The organism is Nostoc sp. NMS2, from assembly GCF_017115105.1.
Classification (GTDB): domain Bacteria; phylum Cyanobacteriota; class Cyanobacteriia; order Cyanobacteriales; family Nostocaceae; genus Nostoc.
Window position 1 is genome coordinate 1 of sequence record NZ_JABXKH010000148.1, and the last position, 24406, is coordinate 24406.

Here is a 24406-nt window from a genome sequence, read left to right on the forward strand (position 1 = left end):
GAGAGGGATTTAGGGTGAGGGCGAAAACTACGGTTCTCAACTTAGATGAGGTTTAGTAACTTTTTTCAACTACACTTTATGAGTATCTTCTAGCGCGAGGTAGTTTGACAAAAATCAATAAGTCACGCTAGAACATACCTTAACCGAAACGCCCTGAAATGTAGTCGCGGGTGCGAGAGTCTAGTGGGTTGTTAAAGATTTGCTCTGTAGCGCCAAATTCAATCATTTGACCAATTCGACTTTCATCGGTGCTAAAGAAAGCCGTAAAATCAGAAACGCGAGCGGCTTGCTGCATATTGTGAGTAACGATCGCAATTGTCAATTCAGACTGTAAGCTATGAAGTAGTTCCTCAACTTTCATGGTGGCGATGGGGTCAAGAGCGGAGCAAGGCTCATCCATCAGCAGAACTTTTGGCTTGACTGCTAAAGCGCGGGCAATACATAATCTTTGTTGCTGACCACCAGAAAGCCCTAAAGCTGATTTATCGAGCTTATCTTTCACTTCATCCCAAAGAGCAGCGCTGTGAAGTGCAGATTCAACAATTTCATCTAATTCTAATTTTGAATGCCTACCTGCTATTCTCATACCGTAAGCAACGTTTTCGTAAATACTTATTGGAAAAGGATTTGGTTTTTGAAACACCATACCAATTTGACGGCGTAATCGATTGATGTTGACACGAGGATCATAAATATTCTGACCAAAAAATTCTACATTTCCTTCAACTTTCACAGGCCCTTCTAATTCGCTAATGCGATTAAGAATTTTGATGAAGGTAGATTTGCCACAACCACTAGGGCCAATAATGGCGGTTACTTGTTTTTGATAAATATCTATTGACACCTTTTCAATTGCTTTTGTTGTGCCATAGTAAAAGCTGATATTTTTAACTTTGATAGCTGGAATTAGGTTACTCATGCAATTCGTAATTCGTAATTCGTAATTCGTAATTAAGACATATAAAATAAGCCTTGATCCTGGCGGCTTACCATTTTAATATCATACTTTGCCAAGATAGAAAACAATACAAAAAATTATTTATTTTACTTTAGTCTTCTCTGTCTAATAACTAAGCGAGAAATAATACTGACACATAAAATTAAGCCGAGTAAAACTATAGAAGTAGTCCATACCAATTGGCTTTTTTCTGGGTCGGGGTCGTTGTAGAGGTTAAAAATCAATACTGGTAAAGAAGCTGTTGGACTTAACAATCCTTCTGACCAATCTAGACTAAATAAAGCGGTAAAAATTAAGGGTGCTGTTTCACCAGCAGCACGAGCTACAGCTAATAAAATGCCTGTAGTAATTCCGGGGATTGCAGTAGTTACAACAATGCGAAAAGTAGTTTGGAAGCGAGTTCCACCTAAAGCAGCAGAGGCGAGACGTTGAGATGTGGGAATCAGTTTTAAGGATTCTTCCGTTGTCAGTATAATCACAGGTAGCATAATCACGGCTAAAGCAAAACCACCTGCGATCGCACTAAATCCTTTAGTTACTAAAACTATCACACCATAAGCGAATACACCTACAACAATTGAAGGCACACCTGTAAGAATGCTGGTGATAAAACGAACAATACTAGCAATTGTGTTACTTTGTCCAAATTCTGCTAAGAAAATTCCTGTCATAATCCCTGTGGGAATGCTTAAAATAGCACCAATTATCACCATAATTATGGTTCCCAGAATGGCATTGCCAAAGCCATTATCAATTACTGCTTTGACAAACATTTCTGATTTCAGTCCAGATATTCCCCGGATGAAAATTTCCCACAAAATTGATAATAAAGGAATGAGTGCTAAACCTGTAAAACCAAAGGCGATCGCATTCATTGCATAAGTAAATATTACTCGCTCTGTTGGCAGAGGACTGCATAATTCTGCTGCCAAAGATTCATCCGTTTCTGACTGGATGTAACCACTCATAAGTTTTACAAATTTTGATTGATAAACGTCTTGCTACACCAATGAAAAAGTATCATTTGTTTTCCCTGCCAACCCACTTCACCAATAGTACAGCGCCAATATTTACAGCTAGAGTCAACCCAAACAAAATCAATCCCAAATAGCTTAAAGCACCTATATGCAATCCCGGTTCAGCTTCGGCAAATTCATTAGCTAATACAGAGGGAATTGTATAAGCTGGATCGAGTAAAGAAGCGCTGATTTGAGCAGAGTTGCCAATCACCATAGTGACAGCCATTGTTTCACCCAAAGCACGTCCTAAAGCAAGCATTGCTGCACTCACAATTCCAGAAAATCCAGATGGTAGCAAGACTCGAAAAATTGTTTCCCAACGAGTGCCACCCAAAGCCATAGATGCACTACGTAATTCTTTAGGGATAGCCATTAAGACATCACGACTAATTGCTGCCATTGTGGGCAAAATCATGATGGCTAGAATAACTCCAGCAGTCAACATATTAGTCCCAGAAGGATCTTCTGTATTAAACAGTGGTATCCATTTAAAAGTGCTGGCTAGCCACTTTTGTAGAGGTTCTAGAACTGGAATAAAGACAAAAATCCCCCATAAACCAATAATTACACTGGGAATTGCTGCAATTAATTCAACAACAAATGCTAGGATGGTTCGCAGCGATGTAGGTAAGAAATTTTCACTAGTGACTAAAGCTACTGCCATTCCCACCGGGACAGCGAATAAAATAGCGATCGCACTACTTACCAAAGTTCCATAAATATAGGGTAATGCACCAAAAATCTGATTACCTGTATCCCAATCTTTTCCCCACAAAAACCCCAGTCCAAACTGCTTGATGGCTGGTAGAGCTTCTGAGAAAATTACCCAACTCATCAAAAATAGTACTGCGACAGTAATCACGGCAAAAAAGTATACTAGCCGTGTAAAACCTTGGTCAAACCAGAAATTTGTGCCACTGATACCTGTTAGATTAAAACTTTCATCGCCTAAATTTGAATCATCTGATGAATTTGCCATTACAAATCAATAAAATAGATTTTTTATTGCTACTAGAGCGAGTTATTAACTCACCCTATTAATAGAGGAAATTAGTAAGATAATCCCCCTTGTTCCCTCCTTTTCAAGAGAGAATCTTAAAAGCCCTCTTTTTAAGGAGGTTGGGGGATCTCTTCTACGTAAGTCTTAAAGATTGCAAATTAAGGCTTGACAGAGCTATTCACTGTTTGAAGCACCCGATTTACTACATCAGATGGAATTTTGGTGTAGTTGAGGTCATCGTTATACTGCTGACCGTCTTTCAATACCCAATTAATCCATTTCTTAATTGCATCAGCTTTAGCAGCATTAGCATACTGTTTGTAAACCATCATCCAAGTAAGACCAACAATCGGATAACCTTGTGTTGGCTCTCCTACAAAAACGCGGTAATTTTCTGGAAAAGTGACAGTTGACAAAGCTGCATTTGCAGATTGTAAAGAAGGAGCAACAAATTCTCCTTTCTTATTTTGTACCAGTGCTGATTTCAGATTATTTTTGAGAGCGTAGGCATATTCTACATAACCAATAGAACCAGGAGTACGAGCAACTATAGCAGCTACGCCTGGATTCCCTTTGCCTTTGAGGACATTTGGCAGATTCCATTTTGGAGCAGTGTTAGCTCCAACTCTGCCTTTAAAATAACCACTAGTAGCACTTAAGTGGTTAGTGAAAATGAAAGTTGTACCGCTACCATCGGCGCGAACAGCAAATTTAATTGCTTGATTTGGTAGATTAGCACCTGGATTATCAGCTTTAATTTTCGGGTCATTCCAATTGGTAATTTGACCTGAGAAAATTGCTGGTAATGTAGCGCGGGACAATTTGAGTTCATTAACACCTGGAAGATTGTAAACCACAGAAACAGCACCGCCTGCTGTGGGTACTAAGATTACACCGTTCTTGACTTTACTGATTTCATCATCTTTCATTGCAGCATCACTACCACCAAAGTCAACGGTTCCTGCGATGACTTGACGAATGCCGCCACCACTACCAATTGCTTGGTAGTTAATTTTCAAGTCTGGATATTTCTTCTTCACTTCACGAGCATACCGTTCGTAAAGCGGAGCCGGAAAAGTTGCTCCTGCACCATTGAGAGTTTCAGCTTGTGCGATCGCACCAAAAAATGGACTAAGTGCAACAGAAGTTGTCACCAATGAAGTAGCAACGACACGATTCAAGGTGGTGGTCGAAAAAATCATATTACCTCTGATTAAAGGAATATCTTCCTGCTGTAATTCCAGCCTTAATCAAGTTACATTTGTTGTGGTTAAACTTTCTTTAACGATTGATAAACAAAAAATTAAGATACGTTTAAATATTAATTTCCAAAATTTTTTGCTTATTGATATTTGATTGATTAGATTAGTTAGTAAAAAAGATGCTAATAAAAAAATAAATTTAATTTAAATAATTAAAAATGAGTAAATCACAAAATTTAAAAAATATAATTACAGTAGAAATGATAAATTATGTTTTTACACATATGGGATGTTTCCAACTAATCCAATTAATATTTAGGGACTTCCAAATAAAAAAACATCCAACAATTTTTTGTGGGGTGGGCCGAAAAGCCATAGGTGTCAAGTTAACGTGAAACCCTCGCAATGACGTTATATTAAGCCTACTCAATTACCAATTAAGTCGTCGGAACCCCACCCCGCTTTTGTCTAGCGACAAAATCTCCCCTCCCCGTGAACCTACGGTGTATACACAAGTGACTTATTTTGCTCAAAGCGCTCTCAGACCTAACCCCCAGCCCCTTCCCTACGAGGGAAGGGGAGCCAATCTTTAAAGCCCCTCTCCGCGTCGGAGAGGGGTTTGGGGAGAGGTCTGGCGACTTGTGTATACACGGTAGCCCCGTTCACGGGGAGGGGATTAAGGGGAGCCAGTGCGGGAACAGGGGTTTCCCCCGCCGCAGGATGCGCGTAAAGCCTTCTCTACGAGACGCTGCGCGAACGGCATAGCTTCGCTTAACGCAAAGCGTCTCCAAGAGTTGCGCTGTAGTGGAGCATCTGGCGTGTGGGGTAAAACGCCTGTGGGATAAGCATTTGCTCTTAAGTTGACACCAATGGCTTTTCGGCCCACCCCACAAGATTGGATAATTTATTTGTTGGAAATCCCTTATTACGTAGTCACCTTTAACCATCCAAAAATATCACCTACCGTCAACTGTAACCCCTGACAGAATTCTGGCACTGGTAAAACAGACTCAATTTCCTCAAAAGGTAAAGGTTGTTGTCCCGCAGGATAAACAGCAATGAATCTCTCATCAGGGTCAATTAACCAACCCATTTTAGTCCCGTGATTGAGAGCGTGTAAGATTTTTTTTGTAACTTTTGTATGGCTTTGTTCCGGGGAGAGAATTTCGATTAGCCAGTCGGGTGCTGCGGCAAATGTATTAGAAATATCACCATTTTCGTCTATAGGAAGCCTTGCCCAAGAAAATACAGCGACATCGGGAACTATAGAACGTCCTGCAAAAGTGCAACGCAATTCTGGAAAAGCCCAACCCATTTTTTGTACTTTGATAACAGAATTGATTGTGAGACAGAGTTCTCCTTGAATGGTGCTATGTTTTCCTTGAGGCATAGGTTTTGGAATGATTTTCCCATCGATGTATTCGCAATACGGTTTAGTTTCTGGTAGTGCGATAAACTCTTCTAGGCTTAATATTTTATTTGATGTTTGTACCATGATTATCCTCGCTTCAACTTATAATATTTTTTGACATCGTTAGTATTTACCTTATTTTAAAATATTTTTCAATTTACCAATCCGTCAATATCTAAATTATTTCATGCTTTCTTGCGGCTACAATACATTACCAAAAGTATAAATAATCCCATTCCTGCCAAATATTTAATTGCATCAGGTACATTAGGATTAGGTGAAAAAAAGCCTTCGATCGTACCAGCAATAATCAACATTGGTACAATGCCAAATACTAGCTGCACCGCCTGAGAACCATAAAATTTCAGTGCATCTCCACGGCGATATTTACCAGGAAATAAAATTGCTCTTGCTAATAAAAATCCTGCACCCCCAGCAAAAAAGATTGCGGGTAATTCCAAAGAACCATGCGGGAATACAAAGGCCCAAAAAGGATAAGCCAGATTATTTTGACCAACCAAAGTGCCAACAGCACCAATTAATAAGCCATTAAATACCATCAAATAGGCTGTATATAGTCCAACAGTGATGCCACCGGCAACAGCACCAAAGGATACTGACAGATTATTGATCGTAATACTACTGGATGCCAGAGGTTCAACACCGACAATTGACCCCATCCATAATTTATGATCGTCTCGCACTTTGGTAATCAAACTTTCAGGTACAATCAAAGCCATAAAGCTAGGGTTTTGCCAAGAATACCACCAAGCAACTAGTGCCCCCAGTAGGAACAGTGCCGTGGCTACAGCAATATATGCAAATGTTTTCTGAACTACAGATGGTAATCCCCATCGGTAAAATTCTAGGATTGCCTGCCATTCCTGTCGCCGCGAACCTTGGTAAATCTGCGTATAGGCACGAGTTGTTAAAGATTGTAAACTTTGTATCAAAGTATTGCCGATTTGCTGGGTACGGGCACGAGCCAAATCTGCCGCTACTGAACGATATAAACTCGCTAACTCTCTAATTTCTGCTGCCCGTAGAGACTTTAGCCCTTTTTTTTCTATCTGCTTTAATAAGGCATCCAGACGCTGCCAATTTGGTTCTCGTCGCGCAATCCAACGTTGAATATTCATGAATTTTGGGAACACTGAGTTTAACTTAGCTTAAGATAGCCTCAAATTCATCTCCGTAGTTTCAAGGGAAATTTGCCATTATGTCTGAAAATTTGGGATCTTCCGGCCAGATACAACCACTGAGTGTAGGGAATGTTGTCAGTGCTGCGGTGCGATTGTATCGTTCTCATCTGAAGACTTATCTTAATCTGGCTTTGACTGCTCACTTGTGGGCTATAGTTCCGATTTATGGCTGGGCAAAATATGCAGCCATCTCTGGACTAATTTCACGCTTGGCTTTTGGAGAATTGATTTACCAACCTGAAAGTGTCCAAGCCGCCAGTAGCCATGTTAATCCCCGTCTGTGGTCATTTTTAAGAGTTGGTTTTCAGGTAGCAGTATCTTTGCTGCTAGTTTATTTAGGATTGGCGATCGCAGGTGGTATTCTGGCTGGATTGCTGGGAGCGTTATTAGGAGGGATATTAGGTACTGCGGGTGTTGTAGTCGCAACTCCATTGGCAATAATTTTAATGGTAGTTATTTTACTGTTGGGACTAACCTGGTTCTACTCTCGTTGGATAGTAGCTGAAGTACCGCTAGCAGTTGAAGAAAATATTAATGGTGGCGAAAGTGTTGCTAGAAGTTGGGAGTTAACTAAAGCCTCGGTACTTCGTATTCAGGGCGTTGTTTTAGTTGCTTTTTTCGTTACACTGCCATTAGTGTTTGTATTAAACTATATACCTAGCTTATTCCTTATCAAGCTTGAGCCAGGTACTGTCATCTACGGAATTGTGTATTTTATTTCTTTGATTGGCAGCTTAGTAGGTGGAGTTTTGATAATGCCATTCTGGCAAGCACTAAAAGCTGTTTTATACTTGGACTTGAGGACTCGGCGTGAAGGTCTAGGTTTGCAGTTACGGCAACCTCCTACACAAGATTTTCGTTGAGTCAACATCTTAATTCAACTCTATTAATTTTCAATTGGTTAAAATATGCGCTTTTTTAATCGCATCACATTCCAGACTCCAGAAAGTGTAGAGTTGGAATTTACTTTAGCGGGAATTGGTAATCGAGCTTTAGCGCTGCTGATTGACTATACAGTGTTGGGTGTAACTTTGATTCTGTTTGTCCTTACCTGGACTGTCTTCTCAACGCAGCTGATAAATTTTATTGAAGACTTTTTTACGACTTTACCAAATTTAGATATTTGGTTGTTAGCAATTTTCTTCATTATCGCCTTTGCAATTTACATCAGCTATTTTGTATTTTTTGAAACCTTATGGTTTGGGCAAACTCCTGGTAAACGGGTTGCTAAAATTCGCGTAGTTCGAGATGATGGTAGGCTCATCGGGTTACAACAAGCAACTCTCCGGGCCCTATTGCGACCCTTTGATGAGACTTTATTTATTGGCGCTTTTTTAATTATGTTGGGTAGTCGTGAAAAGCGTTTAGGTGATTTGGCTGCCGGTACAATTGTAATTCAAGCTGAAACACCCACTGCATCCGCGACATTGACAATTTCAGAACAGGCAAAGGAACTTCATGAACAGTTAATCCAAATTGCCGATTTATCGAAATTATTGCCCGATGATTTTGCTGTGATTCGTGAGTATTTGCAGCGACGGGCTGCAATGTCATTAAAGGCAAGAGCCTCACTATCTCTAAAGTTAGCCGAGCAAGTAGTAGCTATTATTAATTTAGAAAAGTTGCCAGAAGCTGTTACACCTGATGTTTTTTTAGAAGCTGTTTATCTCGTTTATCAACAACCTGAGTTTTAAAGAAGAATTCAGAATTCAGGACGGGCTAAACGCCCCGCTATCGCTAACAGAATTCAGGAGTTAGAATCAATAAGTAAGGTATTTAGACTTACCACTCAATTGTTAGAAAAACTATAGCAATATTGAATCATTCGGGAAAAACAAGATCCCCGACTTCTTTGAGAAGTCGGGGATATGCGGGTTGCAATTGTCACAAATCAAATAGGATTGCTATATGACTCCTGAATGCTGAATTCTAAGGTTTATTGTTTAGATTAATGCTTGTGTGAGGTCAAAAATCTAAAATCGGCCAGTCTGGTTCACGATAATAGTGTGTCATGTTGTCAAATTTTCGCAATTCGACACGATTGATCGAAACTTCTGGCAAATTAAACAGCCATTTTTCATTCAATTCAGAAAGCTGTGTGCTGAAACTTGTGCGGTCTAAGTCAGATGAAACCTCCCCAAAATACGCTAATGTAACATGGGCCGTGAAATGATAATGCTGCTCAATACCCAAGGCAATCAACTTGGGATTTTGATAAATTGTTCGGCGGAATTTAATAATTTCCTCATAGCAGCTTTCATTTTGAGGTACTAAACAAACGGCTATAGCTCTTGGCATCAGTATCAGTCCCAGCATTTGCCATTTAATCGGATGACTCCTATTTGTCATCAATTGTTGATATTGCTGAAACATTTCGGCTAAACAAGAGGGTAACTCCTCGTCAAATTTAGGATTCTTTTCGCGGGCATCAAGGTAAGCATTGTCCCAAATTAAATCCGCTAAAGTTACATGAAAGCTAGCAGGAGGTACAGGTATAATCAAATTACGGTTTACAGGCAACTGCAAAAGTTCCTGTTGGTAAGTCTGTAATTTGGCATAGAAAGCAGAGTTTTCTGATTCTCCTTCTGCCGCAGGCGGTGTAATTAGCGTATAGCCAGGAAAAGACGCTGGTTGTCTCAAGCCAGAATTTGGCTGAAATTTAGAAGATTCCTGAATATGCTGGGCTTGGGATCTGTAGGCTTCTGGCAGCGTCAGTCGTGCTAACCGATTTAAGTAAGTTTGATAGTTGTCGTCCAATCTTCTATAGCCTCACGCTCTCACTTGATAGATTTTAGGGAAAATTATCCCGAATAAGAGAATGATTTTAAAAGTATTTAGTTTTTGGGAGTGGGGAGTGGGGAGGAAGCAGGGGAGCAGGGGGCAGGGGAGATGTGGTTCGACTTCGCTCACCAACCGGGGGATGAGGAAGATGGGGAGCTCTTAGCTCTTAGCAAGGGAGAAGAGTTTTCCCCCTGCCCCTCTGCCTCTTTTCCATGCCCCATTCCCCATCTACTAAGAGGTTTATCTATGCCAATCTATGTTTACTGGGGTGAAGATGATTTTGCGATGGAAAAGGTGATCGCTATGCTGCGCGATCGCGTCCTCGATCCCAATTGGATAAGTTTTAATTACACTGCATTCACCCCAGATCAAGCTGATGCTGCTATCCAGGGGTTAAATCAGGTGATGACACCCACTTTTGGCGCTGGTGGGCGCTTGGTATGGCTGATAAATACAACCCTGTGTCAGCACTGCCCAGAGAATGTCTTAGCGGAACTGGTGCGATCGCTAAAAGTCATTCCCGAAAACTCATTTTTATTACTCAGCAGCCGCAACAAGCCAGATGAACGCCTCAAATCCACGAAATTGTTAAAACAATTTGCTACCGAATTCCGAGAATTTCCCCTCATTCCCCCTTGGAAAACCGAATTACTAGTGCAATCTGTTAATCAAGTAGCCCAAACTGTGGGCGTAAAACTGACTGCCAATACTGCCCAGTTGTTGGCAGAATCCATCGGAAATGATACGCGATTGCTCTATAATGAAATAGAGAAATTACGGTTATATGCCCACGGTAGCAACAAGCCTTTAGACGTAGATACCGTTACTAAGTTAGTAAGAAATACTACTCAAAATAGTTTACAATTAGCAGCAGCAATCAGAACAGGAGATACAGCGAAAGCTTTAACAACCTTGGCAGATATGATCAATGCTTCCGAGCCGGGATTACGAATAGTTGCTACACTGATTGGACAATTTCGCACCTGGCTATGGGTCAAGACTATGATAGAAAGTGGTGAGCGTAACCAACAAGCGATCGCTCAAGCTGCTGATATCGGTAATCCCAAGCGGATCTACTTCTTACAGCAAGAAATCAAGCTGCTTTCTGTACAACAGTTAATCTCCTGCTTACCTCTACTATTGGAGTTAGAAGTCAGCCTCAAGCAAGGAGCATCAGAAATGTCAACATTTCAGACTAAAGTCATCGAACTTTGTCAAGTATGCCAAGGAGGTTGACAATAAAATATAAAAACTTGATGTATTGAACAGTTGCTGGAACTTCCAACTCCGAAAATAATTCAAAGTCCTTATAATATCCCTGATGTAGTTTTGTGTCACACACTATATGAATAAAATTTCCGATTTCCTTTCCCGATCTAGCCGAAAGCGAATCCTTTGCCAATCATTATTTTTCGGCGCGATCGCTACTGTGAGTGTGATTTCCAACACTTTTTCATTTAGTTCAAAAGCTTATGGTCAAACTCCATCACCAATAGCTAACAATACTCAAATTGACAGCTACGCTCAAGCAGTGCTAGCAATGGAACCAGCCCGTCAAAAGGCTTTTGAAACAATTAAAAACCTTATTGGCAATGGAGAAATTCCCAAAATTGTTTGTAACGATTCTAACAGCATAAATGGTCTTCCTAGAAAGGCTCAAGATATCGCAGTAAGTTACTGTAATAGCTCTCAAAAAATTGTCCAAGATAATGGTTTAAGCATCGATCAGTTTAACAAAATTACTATAGAACTACAAAATAACGATCTGTTAAAACGGCAGGTTTATAATACCTTATTACGTCTGCAAAAAAGTCCTGATTCTCCGTAGTTAAAATTAGAGAGGATCGGGGTTAAAATAACCACCCTTGTATGAAAGCGAGGGCAAGTATTTTTTCTCTAAAAAACAATCAAAAATTGATTCATAAAATACTTGTTTGTGGATAATAGGTTAATAAGTAATAATCTCTTGCATTCTACGAATCAACTTTTATTACCATCCTATTATTCAATTATCAGAAAGGTTTGCTTGTCGCTTAGTGTGAATATTTTTCATGTGCTTCTTCACGGTGTTTATGGTGATGTAAAGCTTCATCGCAATTTCTTTGTAGCTGTAGTTGCTTCTATAGAGAAACCAAATTTCAGCTTCTCGTGGCGTGAGGTCAAATTTTTTAACTTCAGTGAGTGCTACATTTTTTACAGACTCATATTGGTTTTCTATGGTAACTAATAAGCAAGGCGCTTCAAACCCATCTAAATCTAGCAGTCTCACCCTAATCCGAAAAATATTTGACTTATCAAGCACAATGTCATCCGACAAAATCAGAAGTTTATCAGAAAACAAATATCGACTACTGAGTAACGATTCACAAAGATTCCAGATAGCTGGCGGTACAAAATTCGGGTTGAAATTGTCTTGATTGAATTGACAACAAAGGCGATTAGCAGATGCATTAGTATGTACTACTTCACCAGTTTGGCTTAAAATTAATATACCGTCTTCTAAACCTTCAATTACTTCTTGTAAGAAATTAGCTCGCTTCGAGTTAAGTAAATTAATACTCTCTAGCTGTTCTGGTTCCGCTACTGTTTTTACTAATGTCTTTGTTAGGGCAATCATAAGATGTATATTAATGTCTAAAATCATGCTTGTTTGTTAGACTCGTGCAACTTAGAAGATCTACCAATCTATTTTTTGGATGATTATCTGAATAAATTGGGTGAATATTGCAGACTAATCATACTCATCAAAGTAAATGCAAGTGTTCTTTCTAACACAAACTCCTGAGAAGACTCAATCAATAATTCATATATTTTGTTTGAATTAATTTAGGTTACACATTTTAAATACAACTCTGAAATAGCCTATTTCGGAAGACGCAAAATTTGACTGGGCTGCCGTAATGCGTCTTTACTAGATTAATTGTCTAAAATCAAACATATTGTTTTGAATGGGAGCCACTTCTACTAAATAGCTATCACCCCAATAAAGAACAATTATTCAGATGAAAATAAACATATACACATAAATATTTGTATATGCGTGTATTCACTAGGTATACTAAATTGCAGACTAAATTTTACATTGATTAAAGTAAGCGATCGCACTTCACAGTTAACCTCGCCAACTTGATAGGCTCAAAAGCTTCCGTAATAAACGCCATACCAGACAGATGGAAGTACCTGAAAAATGTCATCATAGTTAAGGTAAAACATTCTGGAGATAAGACAACGGTTTACGCACGCCCTTTAGCACGGTTAATTGAGCAATTGCAACGCCTGCCGGGAGTTGGCCCTAAATCTGCCCAAAGACTGGCTTTGCATATTTTGAAGCGTCCAGAAGCAGAAGTAGAAGCTTTGGCACAAGCTTTAATTGAAGCAAAAAAACAGATAGGCTTGTGTTCTGTTTGCTTTCACTTATCTGCTGAACCTGTTTGTGAAATCTGCCGCAATGCCAACCGTGACAACAATACTATCTGTGTAGTAGCAGATCCCCGCGATGTAATTGCGCTGGAAAAAACCCGCGAATATAAAGGCAAATATCACGTTTTGGGTGGGGTGATTTCTCCAATTGATGGAATTGGGCCAGAACAGTTGACTATACTGGCTTTGCAGCGACGGGTGAATCAGCAAAAACCTAAAGAAGTGATTCTGGCAATTAGTCCAAGTGTAGAAGGGGAAACAACAACACTATATATAGGTCAACTACTGAAACCATTTACCAAGGTGACGCGGATTGCCTTTGGTTTGCCTGTAGGTGGTGATTTGGAATACGCCGACGAAGTGACCCTGGCAAGGGCATTGGAAGGACGTAGGGAGTTAGATTAAGCTAATTCGTAATTCGTAATTCGTAATTCGTAATTAAGTTTTGCAATGGGGATTTTAACTCCACCGCATAAACTTATCGCGCAATATAAGCGAGGGACTTAGACCCCTCAAAAATGTTAAAAGGTTTATATGCTAAAAGAAAGATTTTGAGGTAAGAGGTTGTTTTAAAAGTGTTTCGCTGTGACTTTAGGCCTTTGAGATCCCCCCTAACCCCCCCTTAAAAAGCTACGGTGTACACACAAGTCTGCTAGAGTTGCGCCACAGGCTTTAGATCCCCCCAACCCCCCTTAAAAAGGGGGGCAAAAAACTCTCAAAGTCCCCCTTTTTAAGGGGGATTTAGGGGGATCTAAAACTTTTGTTACCAAGAAGAGGACTTTTCAAACAACCTCTAAGGGCAATTCATGAATTGCCCCTATCTCAAAGGATTAATTCGGCTTACCCGTAATCGTAAATGCTGCCCAGTAGTAAGGATGATTATAAAGATTTTTATCTGATGCCATTTTACTATTTCTATATAGTTGTGTCGCTAAATAAGTTTGAATTCGTAATTCTTCAGGATGCAGATTATTCAAAATATCTTCATACCATTTTGTCAGTTCTCCAGCAGTTAGTTCTTTCAGCCACTGTGTTGCTTCCGCTAAGGCCGTAACTGCTGATTTATTAGGTTGTAATCTCCGGTAAAACTCTATCATTACCAAGGCACTAGCTGAAGATTCTACACTCCAGAGAGTACTAACTATATGAGGAACACCCTGGCTTACAAAACCACTAGCTAAACTCACATATTCACTGCTGATAGTGTGGTTGCTAGTACTTAAATTTTCACACGCAGAGAGAGTAATCAAGTTGTAAGTTGATAGATTTTCTCGATAGATTTCATCTAGAGTCAGTTTTTCTTCACCTGCTAATACTAATTCTGATTTTTTGGGTTCAGCCAAATTATTAATCACATGACCTGTAAAATGAAAGATGTTGTAATTATCAAACAAGGCATTTTCGACAATGTTTTTTGCCGCTTCTGCTCCCTGAATTCGTTGGATATTATTGAACATCTGGCTAACAACTTCAGACTCGATTTTGGCAAATTTTAGTGGAGGATAATCTGCACTTTCAGGATGTTCAACACTGAGCAATAACTGATTTTGCCACTGCCAAATATCTTCAGTTCTTATTGATAAACCTATTTGGGCACTAGGTAGATAGGTAACGGTGAAATTGGACTCCACATTCGGCAACTCTTCCTGGGATGGAGGAGAAAGATGGAAAAGGGTATGAATGGGCAATCTGTACAAGTCACGGTGAGGAATTAAAATCAGTTGGGTGATGCCTTCGAGTTCTTGGGCAATTGTGGAAATATTCAAGATGCCATACAACTGCACCAGCTTCTGTTCCATATCCACTCGCCAAGAATGCTGGCTTTTACTTTCTTTGTCTTGGGCTGTGGTGCGATATTCTTGGTATTGTTGATGCCAATCTTCTAGCCAATTTTCAAATTCAATTAGGCGTTGCACGGCTTCGGGTAGCGGCAATTCATTGAGACGGATAGCGTCTTCTCCTAAAGGTATTGCCCCGGCATCTTGCATGGGTGTAAACAGGAGAATTGGTGATGGCGCTTGGTCTTTGAGAATGAAAGTATGTAGGGCGACTGGACTAATATGCCAGTAAATAATTGCTGTTGTGGGATTGAATAGTTGTTGAATTGCACCATAATGGGGCGAGTAAATACGATCGTTCCAGCCAGAAAGCAGCAAGTTTAAACAAGCATTTTTGCCTTGTTCAGCAATTTCCCAAGCTTCAACTAAATCACCAGACTCTACTGCTAAATCTACTGCCAATTGATCGAAGCCTGCAAATTTCAAAGCTAGCTGTTTTTTACTTTCGTCTGAACGAGTTTCTTCACTCAGCAATTGTCGCAATAAATCTGTACCGCGTTGCAGCAATTCTTGAACTTGTGTTGTTTGTCCTAAACCCATCAATACTTTGCTTAGAGACTGCAAAACCTCTAGGTGGAACAGGGGAAAATATTCTAGTGTCAGGGTTAACAGCGCCTGCTGGTACTCAGATGCAGCTTTGCGCCAATAATCGCGGGGATTAGGATGTTTTTTGCCTTGATCGTAATAAGTATTAGCGATCGCAAAATGCAATCTACCCCAACCTTCTGGGTGGGTATCTGTCCGTAGATGTTTTAACCCTTCTTCGTAGCTGGCTAATTTTCCTTCGTAGCCACCCTGTTGTAAGGCGGGATTTGTCGCTGCGATCCTACTCGACATTAGCGATGCGTCAGAGTTCACCAAATGACCGATCGCAGTTCCCCTACCAATCCAAGCTTCCCAATAATCTTGTTTAATTTCCAAAGCGTTATCATAACAAGCGATCGCTTCGGCAAATTGTTCTAAATAAAACAGCGCTACTGCCTGGTTATACCAAGCTAGGTGGAAGTCGGGTTTGATGGCGATTGTTTGGCGATAGGATGCGATCGCTTCTTGGCGACGGCCTAAGTTGTCTAACGCTATACCTCGGTTGTACCAAGCTAAGTAAAAGTCGCCTTGAACTGAAAGGGCTTTATCCCAGGAAGCGATCGCTTCTGACCACCTTCCTAAATTAAACAGCACTACACCCCGATCTATCCAAACTTCGTGGTATTCTGGGTCAATTTCTATAGCTCTGTCGTAGGATATAATCGCCTCTGCAAATTGTTCGCCTACAGCTAGGGCTATCCCTCGGTGATACCAGTTTTCCTGGTCTTCTGGTTCCAAATGCAGCGCTTGATCGTAACTCGAAATAGCTTCGGGTAGCCAACCTAATTTCAGTAGCGCCAAACCCTTGCTAGACCACGCTTCTTGGTAGTCTGGCTTGACTTCTATGGCTTTGTCAAAAGAAGCGATCGCTTCTTCAAAATATCCTAATTCTCCCAGAGTTCCACCCCGGTTGTACCAAGCTTTGTAGAAGTCGGGTTTTAGTTCTATGGCGGTTTCGTAAGATGCGATCGCTTCTTCAAAACGTTCTAAATGGAACAGCGTCAAGCCTCGATTAAACCAATACTCTGAGACTTCAGGTTGAAGTTCAATAGCTTGGTCATAAGATGCGATCGCGCCTAACAAATCACCTGTTTTCGCTTGCTGAAGACCTTGGTAAAACCACCCTTGAGCGTTGGTAATCAGATTATCGCTATGTCGCTCAATAATACCAGGGGAATTACTGCTTTGAACTGCCAAGTTAGAAGCAAGTTGCTGGACTAAATTGGTACTCTGATCCAATTTCACCCACAACTCATCTAATGTATTAGCCACATTTGGCTCTAAATTTGTCAAAGCGCTATCCCAGGTTTCCACTGAGGGAGAAGTTGTTAATTCACTTCTTTGCCTAGTAGAAAGGAGATTTGCTCCTGTTGTACTTTGAACAACTTCTTCATCATCGAACCTCAGTTGGGCTAACGAGGTGATTGAATCTTCCTTTGCCGGGAGAGGGAGATTTTCGGGTATTGTGGTTTGGGCTTCTTCCCTTTCATACTCCAATACCAGTTCCTCTAAGTTTTCGGTGAATATTTCCTCAAAAGAGACATTTTCCGGTGCTGACGTGATTGGTTCAACATCTGGCACATCATATTCCCATAACTGCTCACCTAAGCTACGGATTAGCTCTTGCCCAGGCGAAGTTGAGATAATTTCTTCATGGGTTGTGATTTCTACGACATCTAGCTCATCATACTCCCATAATTGCTCGCCTAAATTACGGATCAGTTCTTCCCCAGGAGTGATTTCTACGACATCTGGCTCATCATACTCCCATAACTGCTCACCTAAATTACGGATCAGTTCTTCCCCAGGAGTGGTTTCTATGACATCTGGCTCATCAGCCTCCCATAAATACTCGCCTAAATTGGGGATCAGTTCTTCCCCATGAGTAATTTCTGAGCTATCTTCTGGATAATTCTCCTCATCCTCTATCTGTGTAGGTGAGTTTTGCATCATTCGGATGCCAATGTCATAAGCAACATCTCCAATTCTGCCAACACCAAGTTCCCCCAATTGCACCATCTGTGATGCTAAAAGAGGATTCGGTGCAGGTGAAGCTAGCAAGCTTTCGCCAAACATCACCAACCAATCTATCCAGCGTTCAGCCGGAATTCGATTTTCGACCCGTTGCAGATACCTCAATGCCCACTGTCGTCCTCGTGCTTGATGCACGCCTTCTAACAATTGGATAAACAATTGTTCCAAATCAGCATTGGTTAGTTCTGGTAGTATCTCCACCAGATTGCGCCCTCTCGCACCCTTGAGAGAACTACCCTGCTTACTTTCAATGAGGCGCTTTAAAAACCTTTTAAGCGACTGTGATATCCGCCTGAGCATCTGCCACACTATTGGATTTTGTTTTTCTCGATTGTAGCCATCGTTGTGTTAAAAAAATCATCAATTACGTAAAAATCCATTAGATCGGGACAGCGCTTCCGTCGCAGGTTAGCAAAAAATATACCAAAATTCAAGAGTAAAGCATTACAACGTTACAATTCCCGATTCGACTAATTTTATGTTTGCTCTGTAGTCGATTGATCGGCAGGATACAATTGATTGATCAATGCCTGGACAAGCACTTGTGGATCATCTGTCTCAACGGCAAGCTGTTGAGCAATCTGCTGTCGTAAGCTTTCATCGTCCTGCAACATTACAAACAACTCTTCTAGGGTGACAGTTTGGTATTCTCCCTCTGGGGGGTTCTCTGGTGCATCTGCTGACTCTGATATGGGGGCAATTGGCTCAGATTGTAAAGTCGTGCTAAAAGCATCTGGCCCTTCATATTCCCAAATTGGTTCGCCTTGATTGCGTGTCAACAACTGCATTCCAATACTATGGGCAACATCTCCGATTTCTCCAATGTCCAACTCACCTAGTTGTACTAACCGTGCAGCTATTTCATTATTCGGTGTAGGTGATGCTAGCAATTTTTCACCAAAGCGCCCTAACCACCGAACCCAGTCTTCAGTTGTAATCCGATGTTCAATATTATGCAGCCACTTTTGCGCCCAGGCTTCCCCTCGTGCTTGATGTACTCCTTGCAATAGCTCGGTGAAGAGAAATTCCAGATCCGTATCGCTTAGAGGTGGTGCTGGTTCTTTGGGGATATTCCCTCTAGATTTTGAGACATTCTGTTTTCCACCGAACAAGCTCTGAAAAAGCTTTTTGAGCCACTGAAATAGCCGCTTGAGCATCTGCTGCACCATCGAATATTGCTTATCCTAAAATTGTAGCGATCGCACTGGACTAACGTATAGTCATTTGTCATTAGTCATTAGTCATTAATTCTTCCCCTGCCTCCCCTGCTCCCCCTGCTCCTGCTTGGGCACGTGGAGTACATACTGCCAATTCCATTAATTCTTTCCCTGCTCCCCCTGCTCCCTCATACCCCACTCCCCATTCCCCACTCCTCCTAATTAGAACAAATGTACTAAATGCTATGCTATAATTCCCATACATTGATGTTGGAATCATAGTAGAGAATTATCTCTAGTTGCTTGCTTTCCTGAGTGCCAAAATATACGGCATTAGTTGAATCTTGCGCTATGGCAACATCGATAAATAAAGCAGGTACGAGAGTTTAAAATAATTGAATCCTAAACTCGACTCGGTGCTACTAATTAACGTTGAAAGGCATTGAAGTCTATTTTTCCATGTCTTACGAACCCCTGCACCATAAATATCGCCCCAAAAGTTTTGCTGAACTGGTGGGACAAGAGGCGATCGCTACCACCCTCACGAATGCGATCGGCACATCCAAAATCGCCCCTGCCTATTTATTTACTGGGCCAAGAGGTACGGGGAAAACTTCTAGTGCGCGGATTTTGGCTAAATCTCTCAATTGTCTCAAAAGCGATCAGCCCACTGCTGAACCCTGCGGCGTGTGTGAAGTTTGTCAGGGGATCACCAAGGGTTACACCTTAGATGTAATTGAAATCGATGCTGCTAGTAACACTGGTGTCGATAATATCCGCGAGCTGATTGAAAAAGCCCAGTTTGCTCCTGTGCAGTGTCGTTACAAGGTTTATGTTATTGATGAGTGCTTAACTGGAGATTCTCTGGTTTTGACTGATGAGGGACTTCAAAGAATTGATGATCCCACAATTAAAGACAAGAAGGTTCTGAGTTACAACGACTTATCTCTAAAGTGGGAATTCAAGAAAGTTGTCAGGTGGTTAGACCAAGGAGAACGGCAAACTCTGGTTATCAAGACGACTAATCGAGAAATTAGATGTACGGGTAATCATTTAATCAGGACAAACCAGGGATGGCTACCAGCAAAGGACGTAAAAGAAGGAGTGAAGATACTATCCCCTGTGAATGTGGATGCGGCATCCTCATTTACAAATTTGGTATCGACAGACGTACCCGGAGATTTGTTAGCGGACACCAGTTTAAAGGCACTATCAGTTATCCCAATAAATACAGTAGATTCCCCAGATTGTGTTGGACACACTCAGAAAAGCAGCAAGAATGGTTGGAATACAAAGCCTATCGCCTTCAAGAATTGCGTCCAAAACTGCGAATTACATCTAATAAAGGATACGGAAACATATCAGTTACCTGTAACACAGGTTGCCATCCCCAACTCAAAGATGTCTTTGACATCGTTAAACCGAATAGGGATAAAAAACTCGTCTCTATGGACTGGCTTAATCGAATTACCCCAGAAGGACTTGCTTGGTGGTTTTGCGATGATGGTTCACTTGCCCTCAGTCCAGAAGGAAGTCCACAAATTCAACTACATACTGAAGGATTCTCTGCCGCAGAAAACCAACTCATTGCTACTTGGCTTACAGCAATCGGATACTCAGCAACGACAAAATTTTACACCAGAAGTAGTACCGGCAAGACATACCACTATATACGGTTGGGGGCAAGCACCAGTAGAAAATGGCTGGCAGACCTTAAACAATATTCCATCCCCTCGATGGATTACAAGTTTGGAGACAGTCAAATCTGTTCACCTCGCTGGGGTTGAGCGAGTTTATGACATTGAAGTAGCAGATAATCATAACTTTGTGGCAAATGGGCTTTTGGTACATAATTGCCACATGCTCAGTACGCAGGCATTCAACGCGCTACTGAAGACCCTAGAAGAACCACCGAGGCACGTAGTTTTTGTATTGGCGACAACAGACCCGCAACGGGTGTTACCAACGATTATTTCGCGGTGTCAAAGGTTTGATTTTAGACGCATTCAATTAGAGGCGATGGTTAAGCATTTAAGTGCGATCGCCTTTAAAGAAAGTATTCATATTTCACCCGAAGCTGTAACCCTGGTAGCCCAACTTTCTCAGGGAGGATTGCGGGATGCCGAAAGCTTGCTCGATCAATTGGGTTTGTTAGCGGGTGAAGTGACACCAGATAGAGTTTGGGATTTAGTTGGAACGGTAAGCGAACAGGACTTGCTGGGACTTCTAAATGCGATCGCTCAAGATAAACCCGAAGCAGTTCTAGACTGTACTCACTACATTCTAGATCGTGGTCGAGAACCCCTAACTCTTCTGCAAAATCTCGCCGCCTTCTACCGCGATTTACTCATTGCTAAAACAGCACCCAACCGCCACGACTTGGTTGCTTGTACTCAGCAAACCTGGACGGCGTTGGTTGAGTTTGCTCAATACTTTGATATGAGCGTGATATTAGCAGGACAGCAACACCTGCGAACATCGGAAGTGCAAATTAAAAATAGCACCCAGCCGCGTTTGTGGTTGGAAGTAACATTACTAGGATTGTTACCCAGTGCGACGACGAATATTCAGCCACAAGCCCCAAGTATCGCGCCGCGAGTTAACACACCTGCTGTATCTCCAACCTATCCTCCAGCAGTTGTCCAAAATCATCCAGTCTCTTCTTTGCCGGTAGCGGAACCGCAAACAAATCATAATTCTACAAACCATAATATAGCGACTGCCCAAAATCAGCCTGTCGCTTCATCTGGCGCAGTTGAACAGCAAATAAATCACAATTCTGCTGCTAACTCAGTTTCACCACCAACCCCAGAACCTTTAGCTGAACCGGTGTCGCCTGCGATCGTTGAACCAGTAACTTCAGAAGTTGTTGGAGAAGCACAATATGATTTAACTCAGGTTTGGCAACAGGTGCTTGCTAACCTCCAGCCAAAATCAAGACAAGAAATGCTGCGTCAAATGAGCCAACTGATAGAGTTCGACGGTGTTGTGGCTCGAATTGCGATTAAACAGGCATGGTATGACAAGGGTAAATCTTATCTACCGATGATTACGGCAGCTTTCCAGCAGACTTTCCAGCGTGAAATCCAGATCAACATAGAAAAAGGAATTTCTTCAAACTCTACTTCAGTCAAAAAAAATCCTCCGCCAAAAGACTCTAGTCGCGTTCAGCAACCAGCTACTCCTAGTTACAACCAGCAAATTTCGCCTCCAGCGCCAGTACCACAGCCAGCAACGCCAGCACCAGCACCACTAAAAACCGAGCCGCTAGCAAAAAATGGAAATGGAGTAAATGGAAATGGGGCAAATGGAAATGGAGCAAATGGAAATGGAGCAAATGGAAATGGGGCGCAAACTTTGCCTCCATCAACACAGCGAACACCTGCACCTGATTGGGAAGTTGATGAAGTTGCGATCGCAGCTCAACGTCTAGCAGAATTCTTCAACGGACAAATTATCCGTTTCACAGAGGATTCAACAGAATTCTCCGATTCCATAACTACACCTGAATGGGTAGAAGAATCAGAATTGGATGATGAGTAAATTGGGAATTGGAAAGAGGCAGAGGGGCAGGGGGCGGGGGGCAGAGGGGAAAACTCTTTTCCCTTGCTCCCTGCTCCCATCTTCCTGATCTTCCCCTGCTCCCTGCTCCCTGCCCCCCTGCCTCTTCCCATTCCCTATCCCCCATGCCCCGTATGCAAGGTTTTCACCCATTTTAGGCGCTTTGGTCTTACCGACATCCGGGCAGTAGTACTGCTCATGACGACTAACCAGTGCAACATATATAAACTGCCACGCAGGGTTTGCACCAGCATCGTAAGATATGTAGAAAGTGGGAATTTTTGATCTTGACGTACCCGCTTCAGACCTGTAAACATTCCTACCATCGACATGGTAACGGACAAGCCTGTAATGGGACTTAACATTGGTGGACGATGACGCGCGATCGCCATTAACAAATCTGGTACTGTTGCTGTGGGTAAGATATACATAATCAGCATAAAAATCAGCAAATCCCAGCTTTTGCGCGTCCCCATGCGGTTTTTGAGAATTAAATCCCAATAATCCAAATAGCGTTGATAACCGCCTTCTGCCCAACGGTTGCGCTGATGCCAAAGTGCGATCGCATTTGTCACACCTTCTTCTTGCACTGCTGGATGGAAAACACACTCAATATCCCATTTATCCAAATGCAAGCGGATTGTCAAATCCAAATCATCGGTAATAGTTTCCTCATTCCAGCCACCGCAGCTTTCCAAGGCTGAACGCCGGACAAATTGACCATTGCCCCGCAGTTCGCCAATACCACCAAGAGCAGTGCGCTGTTGCTGAAACCAGGTATCAAGGCCCATTTCGGCCATTTGCCCCTTAGTCCAAAAATTATCTTTAGCGTTGGCGATCGCTTTTCGCACCTGCACCGCCCCCACTTTTTCTCTTTGAAATAAAGGTATTACCTGTTGCAGCAAATCTGGTGTAACTTGGGCATCAGCATCAAATACTGCTATAATGTCGCCCTTTGTCAGAGGCAATACCTGATTCAACGCCCCTGATTTGCCGCCACTAGCTTCTGCTGAACGCCTTAATACTTTGAGTTGCTCGTGTTTCTGTTCTAATTCTGCTAATAAATGTGGCGTGCTATCACTGCTGCGATCGTCAATAATCCATACTTCATACTGCCCACCTGGATATTCCAGATTACAAAGATTTTTGACTAATTTTGCAATTACTGCTTCTTCATTTTTCGCAGCCACTAATACAGATACAAAAGGCAAATCTCCCTGTATTTCTTTTGGATAGCAACGGGATTTAGTAAACACTACCACCAAGGCATGAAATCCTAGAATGGTGGTCAGTCCTAGAATAAATATGGAAGCCCAAGAAACTAAATGTAGAGCGATCGTGCCACTCCAGACGATAGTCAAGACTAGAGCTGCTTTGCCTCTACGACCTTGAAACCGGGATGGTAGAGACATAGAATCTGTCTCTAACACTGACTCCTCATCTACCGATAGGTCAGACAACAAGGAGTTGAGCGGATCAAGCTCTTGATAAGAATCTTCTTCGGGCCAGGAATTCGCTGGCATAGGTTAGGTTGCTTGATTCAAAAACCAGTATTTGTCTACAGTTAGTAATTTTACGGACAAATATCCCTAAGCTACTTTTCCCGATTTTAATCGGAATGGGCAAACTGCAATACCCGCTATCCCTAAGCCAAAAGCCGCCGGGACTGCTTTGTGTGTCACTGTCACCCTGGGTAATTACTTAGCATTAACCACGTTTGCTACTCTTAGACAGAGGCTTGATTCCTGTGATACCCACTTGGGCAGGAAGCTTGTAGAGTTGGACTTTCTCTAAAGAGAACTCCGGTTTAGGCAAAGTGATACCAAGGTGACAGCAGCTTGTTGTTGGGAGAAAAAGCAATAATAACATCCACAACTTTATAGTGTGGGTTTTTCATGTTATGTTATTGCGCCCAGCTTTGATCAAAGTTAATGCAGCCTCATTGTAACCGAAATTTTAATATTTCTTAGCAGTAACTTCATTTATGGGGAATGGGGCATTGGGCATTGGGCATGGGGCATGGAGCATGGGGCATGGAGCATGGGGCATAAGGGATGAGTCTTTGATACTTGCTGACGAGTCTTTGAACTCCACTCCTCTACTCTCCAGTCCCTATTCCCTATGCCCCATTCCCTATTCTCCATTCCCTATTCCCCATTCCCCACTATGTGCTTTAGATAAATCTTTTGGGAACACTACTAACATCCACTAATATCCCTAGTTGCCAACTAACTTGAG

19 protein-coding genes are annotated in these 24406 nt (G+C 41.8%); 6 read left to right on the forward strand and 13 right to left on the reverse strand.

What is annotated here, in order from left to right; translation table 11 throughout:
- Positions 1 to 139: 139 nt before the first annotated feature.
- From pstB to HWQ36_RS26995, 7 genes are all read right to left on the reverse strand, one after another.
- Positions 140 to 919 carry a phosphate ABC transporter ATP-binding protein PstB gene (gene pstB / locus HWQ36_RS26965; RefSeq protein WP_292708604.1) on the reverse strand — a complete coding sequence of 260 codons (780 nt, stop codon included), beginning with the start codon at positions 917 to 919 and terminating at the stop codon, positions 140 to 142.
- Positions 920 to 1044: 125 nt separating this feature from the next.
- Positions 1045 to 1926: a phosphate ABC transporter permease PstA gene (gene pstA, locus HWQ36_RS26970; RefSeq protein WP_292708606.1), complete on the reverse strand. Its 882-nt coding sequence runs from the start codon at positions 1924 to 1926 to the stop codon at positions 1045 to 1047.
- A gap of 52 nt (positions 1927 to 1978) precedes the next feature.
- Entirely contained in the window at positions 1979 to 2956 is a 978-nt protein-coding gene (gene pstC, locus HWQ36_RS26975; RefSeq protein ID WP_292708608.1) for a phosphate ABC transporter permease subunit PstC, read from the reverse strand.
- 179 nt (positions 2957 to 3135) lie between these two features.
- A complete protein-coding gene (gene pstS / locus HWQ36_RS26980; RefSeq protein ID WP_292708610.1) occupies positions 3136 to 4179 on the reverse strand; it encodes a phosphate ABC transporter substrate-binding protein PstS in 1044 nt (347 codons plus the stop codon).
- A 676-nt stretch (positions 4180 to 4855) separates the two neighbouring features.
- Positions 4856 to 5065 (reverse strand): hypothetical protein, encoded by a 210-nt coding sequence (locus tag HWQ36_RS26985; RefSeq protein ID WP_292708612.1) that lies wholly within the window; start codon positions 5063 to 5065, stop codon positions 4856 to 4858.
- 39 nt (positions 5066 to 5104) lie between these two features.
- Positions 5105 to 5674, reverse strand: a complete 570-nt coding sequence (locus tag HWQ36_RS26990; RefSeq protein ID WP_292708613.1) for a Uma2 family endonuclease — start codon at positions 5672 to 5674, stop codon at positions 5105 to 5107.
- A gap of 101 nt (positions 5675 to 5775) precedes the next feature.
- Positions 5776 to 6729, reverse strand: a complete 954-nt coding sequence (locus HWQ36_RS26995) for a stage II sporulation protein M (protein WP_292708615.1) — start codon at positions 6727 to 6729, stop codon at positions 5776 to 5778.
- A gap of 80 nt (positions 6730 to 6809) precedes the next feature.
- Between HWQ36_RS26995 and HWQ36_RS27000 the strand changes: the two genes are divergently transcribed.
- Positions 6810 to 7655, forward strand: coding sequence for a hypothetical protein (locus tag HWQ36_RS27000; protein WP_292708617.1), 846 nt, complete (start codon positions 6810 to 6812; stop codon positions 7653 to 7655).
- Positions 7656 to 7700: 45 nt separating this feature from the next.
- Positions 7701 to 8486, forward strand: coding sequence for an RDD family protein (locus tag HWQ36_RS27005; RefSeq protein ID WP_292708619.1), 786 nt, complete (start codon positions 7701 to 7703; stop codon positions 8484 to 8486).
- A 271-nt stretch (positions 8487 to 8757) separates the two neighbouring features.
- On the opposite strand, the gene HWQ36_RS27010 is transcribed toward HWQ36_RS27005, so the two are convergent.
- On the reverse strand, positions 8758 to 9549 hold the full coding sequence (locus tag HWQ36_RS27010; protein WP_292708621.1) for a DUF1868 domain-containing protein: 792 nt from the start codon (positions 9547 to 9549) through the stop codon (positions 8758 to 8760).
- A gap of 270 nt (positions 9550 to 9819) precedes the next feature.
- Between HWQ36_RS27010 and holA the strand changes: the two genes are divergently transcribed.
- Both holA and HWQ36_RS27020 read left to right on the forward strand, forming a co-directional pair.
- The gene (holA, locus tag HWQ36_RS27015; protein WP_292708623.1) at positions 9820 to 10809 is read left to right on the forward strand and encodes a DNA polymerase III subunit delta; all 990 of its coding nucleotides are present in this window, start codon (positions 9820 to 9822) and stop codon (positions 10807 to 10809) included.
- A gap of 109 nt (positions 10810 to 10918) precedes the next feature.
- Positions 10919 to 11401 (forward strand): DUF4168 domain-containing protein, encoded by a 483-nt coding sequence (locus HWQ36_RS27020; protein ID WP_292708625.1) that lies wholly within the window; start codon positions 10919 to 10921, stop codon positions 11399 to 11401.
- Between the two features lie 177 nt (positions 11402 to 11578).
- Here the strand turns inward: HWQ36_RS27020 and HWQ36_RS27025 are convergent, their stop codons facing one another.
- Positions 11579 to 12190 carry a LuxR C-terminal-related transcriptional regulator gene (locus tag HWQ36_RS27025; protein WP_292708626.1) on the reverse strand — a complete coding sequence of 204 codons (612 nt, stop codon included), beginning with the start codon at positions 12188 to 12190 and terminating at the stop codon, positions 11579 to 11581.
- Positions 12191 to 12768: 578 nt separating this feature from the next.
- Here HWQ36_RS27025 and recR point away from each other — a divergent pair.
- A complete protein-coding gene (recR, locus tag HWQ36_RS27030) occupies positions 12769 to 13398 on the forward strand; it encodes a recombination mediator RecR (protein WP_292708660.1) in 630 nt (209 codons plus the stop codon).
- A 425-nt stretch (positions 13399 to 13823) separates the two neighbouring features.
- Here the strand turns inward: recR and HWQ36_RS27035 are convergent, their stop codons facing one another.
- From HWQ36_RS27035 to HWQ36_RS27045, 3 genes are all read right to left on the reverse strand, one after another.
- Positions 13824 to 17750 carry a tetratricopeptide repeat protein gene (locus HWQ36_RS27035; protein ID WP_292708628.1) on the reverse strand — a complete coding sequence of 1309 codons (3927 nt, stop codon included), beginning with the start codon at positions 17748 to 17750 and terminating at the stop codon, positions 13824 to 13826.
- 176 nt (positions 17751 to 17926) lie between these two features.
- Positions 17927 to 18619 (reverse strand): hypothetical protein, encoded by a 693-nt coding sequence (locus tag HWQ36_RS27040; protein ID WP_292708630.1) that lies wholly within the window; start codon positions 18617 to 18619, stop codon positions 17927 to 17929.
- 61 nt (positions 18620 to 18680) lie between these two features.
- The gene (locus HWQ36_RS27045) at positions 18681 to 18806 is read right to left on the reverse strand and encodes a hypothetical protein (RefSeq protein ID WP_292708632.1); all 126 of its coding nucleotides are present in this window, start codon (positions 18804 to 18806) and stop codon (positions 18681 to 18683) included.
- 260 nt (positions 18807 to 19066) lie between these two features.
- On the opposite strand from HWQ36_RS27045, the gene dnaX reads away from it, so the two are divergent.
- Positions 19067 to 22150, forward strand: a complete 3084-nt coding sequence (gene dnaX / locus HWQ36_RS27050) for a DNA polymerase III subunit gamma/tau (RefSeq protein WP_292708634.1) — start codon at positions 19067 to 19069, stop codon at positions 22148 to 22150.
- A gap of 134 nt (positions 22151 to 22284) precedes the next feature.
- Here dnaX and HWQ36_RS27055 read toward each other — a convergent pair whose 3' ends face one another.
- Positions 22285 to 23691, reverse strand: a complete 1407-nt coding sequence (locus tag HWQ36_RS27055; protein WP_292708636.1) for a glycosyltransferase family 2 protein — start codon at positions 23689 to 23691, stop codon at positions 22285 to 22287.
- Positions 23692 to 24406 lie beyond the last annotated feature (715 nt).

What these genes read in the sequence shown, in the direction of transcription:
- pstB (WP_292708604.1), bottom strand. Translation starts at nt 919, where the DNA reads ATGAGTAACCTAATTCCAGCTATCAAAGTTAAAAATATCAGCTTTTAC.
- pstA (WP_292708606.1), bottom strand. Translation starts at nt 1,926, where the DNA reads ATGAGTGGTTACATCCAGTCAGAAACGGATGAATCTTTGGCAGCAGAA.
- pstC (WP_292708608.1), bottom strand. Translation starts at nt 2,956, where the DNA reads ATGGCAAATTCATCAGATGATTCAAATTTAGGCGATGAAAGTTTTAAT.
- pstS (WP_292708610.1), bottom strand. Translation starts at nt 4,179, where the DNA reads ATGATTTTTTCGACCACCACCTTGAATCGTGTCGTTGCTACTTCATTG.
- HWQ36_RS26990 (WP_292708613.1), bottom strand. Translation starts at nt 5,674, where the DNA reads ATGGTACAAACATCAAATAAAATATTAAGCCTAGAAGAGTTTATCGCA.
- HWQ36_RS26995 (WP_292708615.1), bottom strand. Translation starts at nt 6,729, where the DNA reads ATGAATATTCAACGTTGGATTGCGCGACGAGAACCAAATTGGCAGCGT.
- HWQ36_RS27000 (WP_292708617.1), top strand. Translation starts at nt 6,810, where the DNA reads ATGTCTGAAAATTTGGGATCTTCCGGCCAGATACAACCACTGAGTGTA.
- HWQ36_RS27005 (WP_292708619.1), top strand. Translation starts at nt 7,701, where the DNA reads ATGCGCTTTTTTAATCGCATCACATTCCAGACTCCAGAAAGTGTAGAG.
- holA (WP_292708623.1), top strand. Translation starts at nt 9,820, where the DNA reads ATGCCAATCTATGTTTACTGGGGTGAAGATGATTTTGCGATGGAAAAG.
- HWQ36_RS27020 (WP_292708625.1), top strand. Translation starts at nt 10,919, where the DNA reads ATGAATAAAATTTCCGATTTCCTTTCCCGATCTAGCCGAAAGCGAATC.
- HWQ36_RS27025 (WP_292708626.1), bottom strand. Translation starts at nt 12,190, where the DNA reads ATGATTGCCCTAACAAAGACATTAGTAAAAACAGTAGCGGAACCAGAA.
- HWQ36_RS27035 (WP_292708628.1), bottom strand. Translation starts at nt 17,750, where the DNA reads ATGCTCAGGCGGATATCACAGTCGCTTAAAAGGTTTTTAAAGCGCCTC.
- HWQ36_RS27040 (WP_292708630.1), bottom strand. Translation starts at nt 18,619, where the DNA reads ATGGTGCAGCAGATGCTCAAGCGGCTATTTCAGTGGCTCAAAAAGCTT.
- dnaX (WP_292708634.1), top strand. Translation starts at nt 19,067, where the DNA reads ATGTCTTACGAACCCCTGCACCATAAATATCGCCCCAAAAGTTTTGCT.
- HWQ36_RS27055 (WP_292708636.1), bottom strand. Translation starts at nt 23,691, where the DNA reads ATGCCAGCGAATTCCTGGCCCGAAGAAGATTCTTATCAAGAGCTTGAT.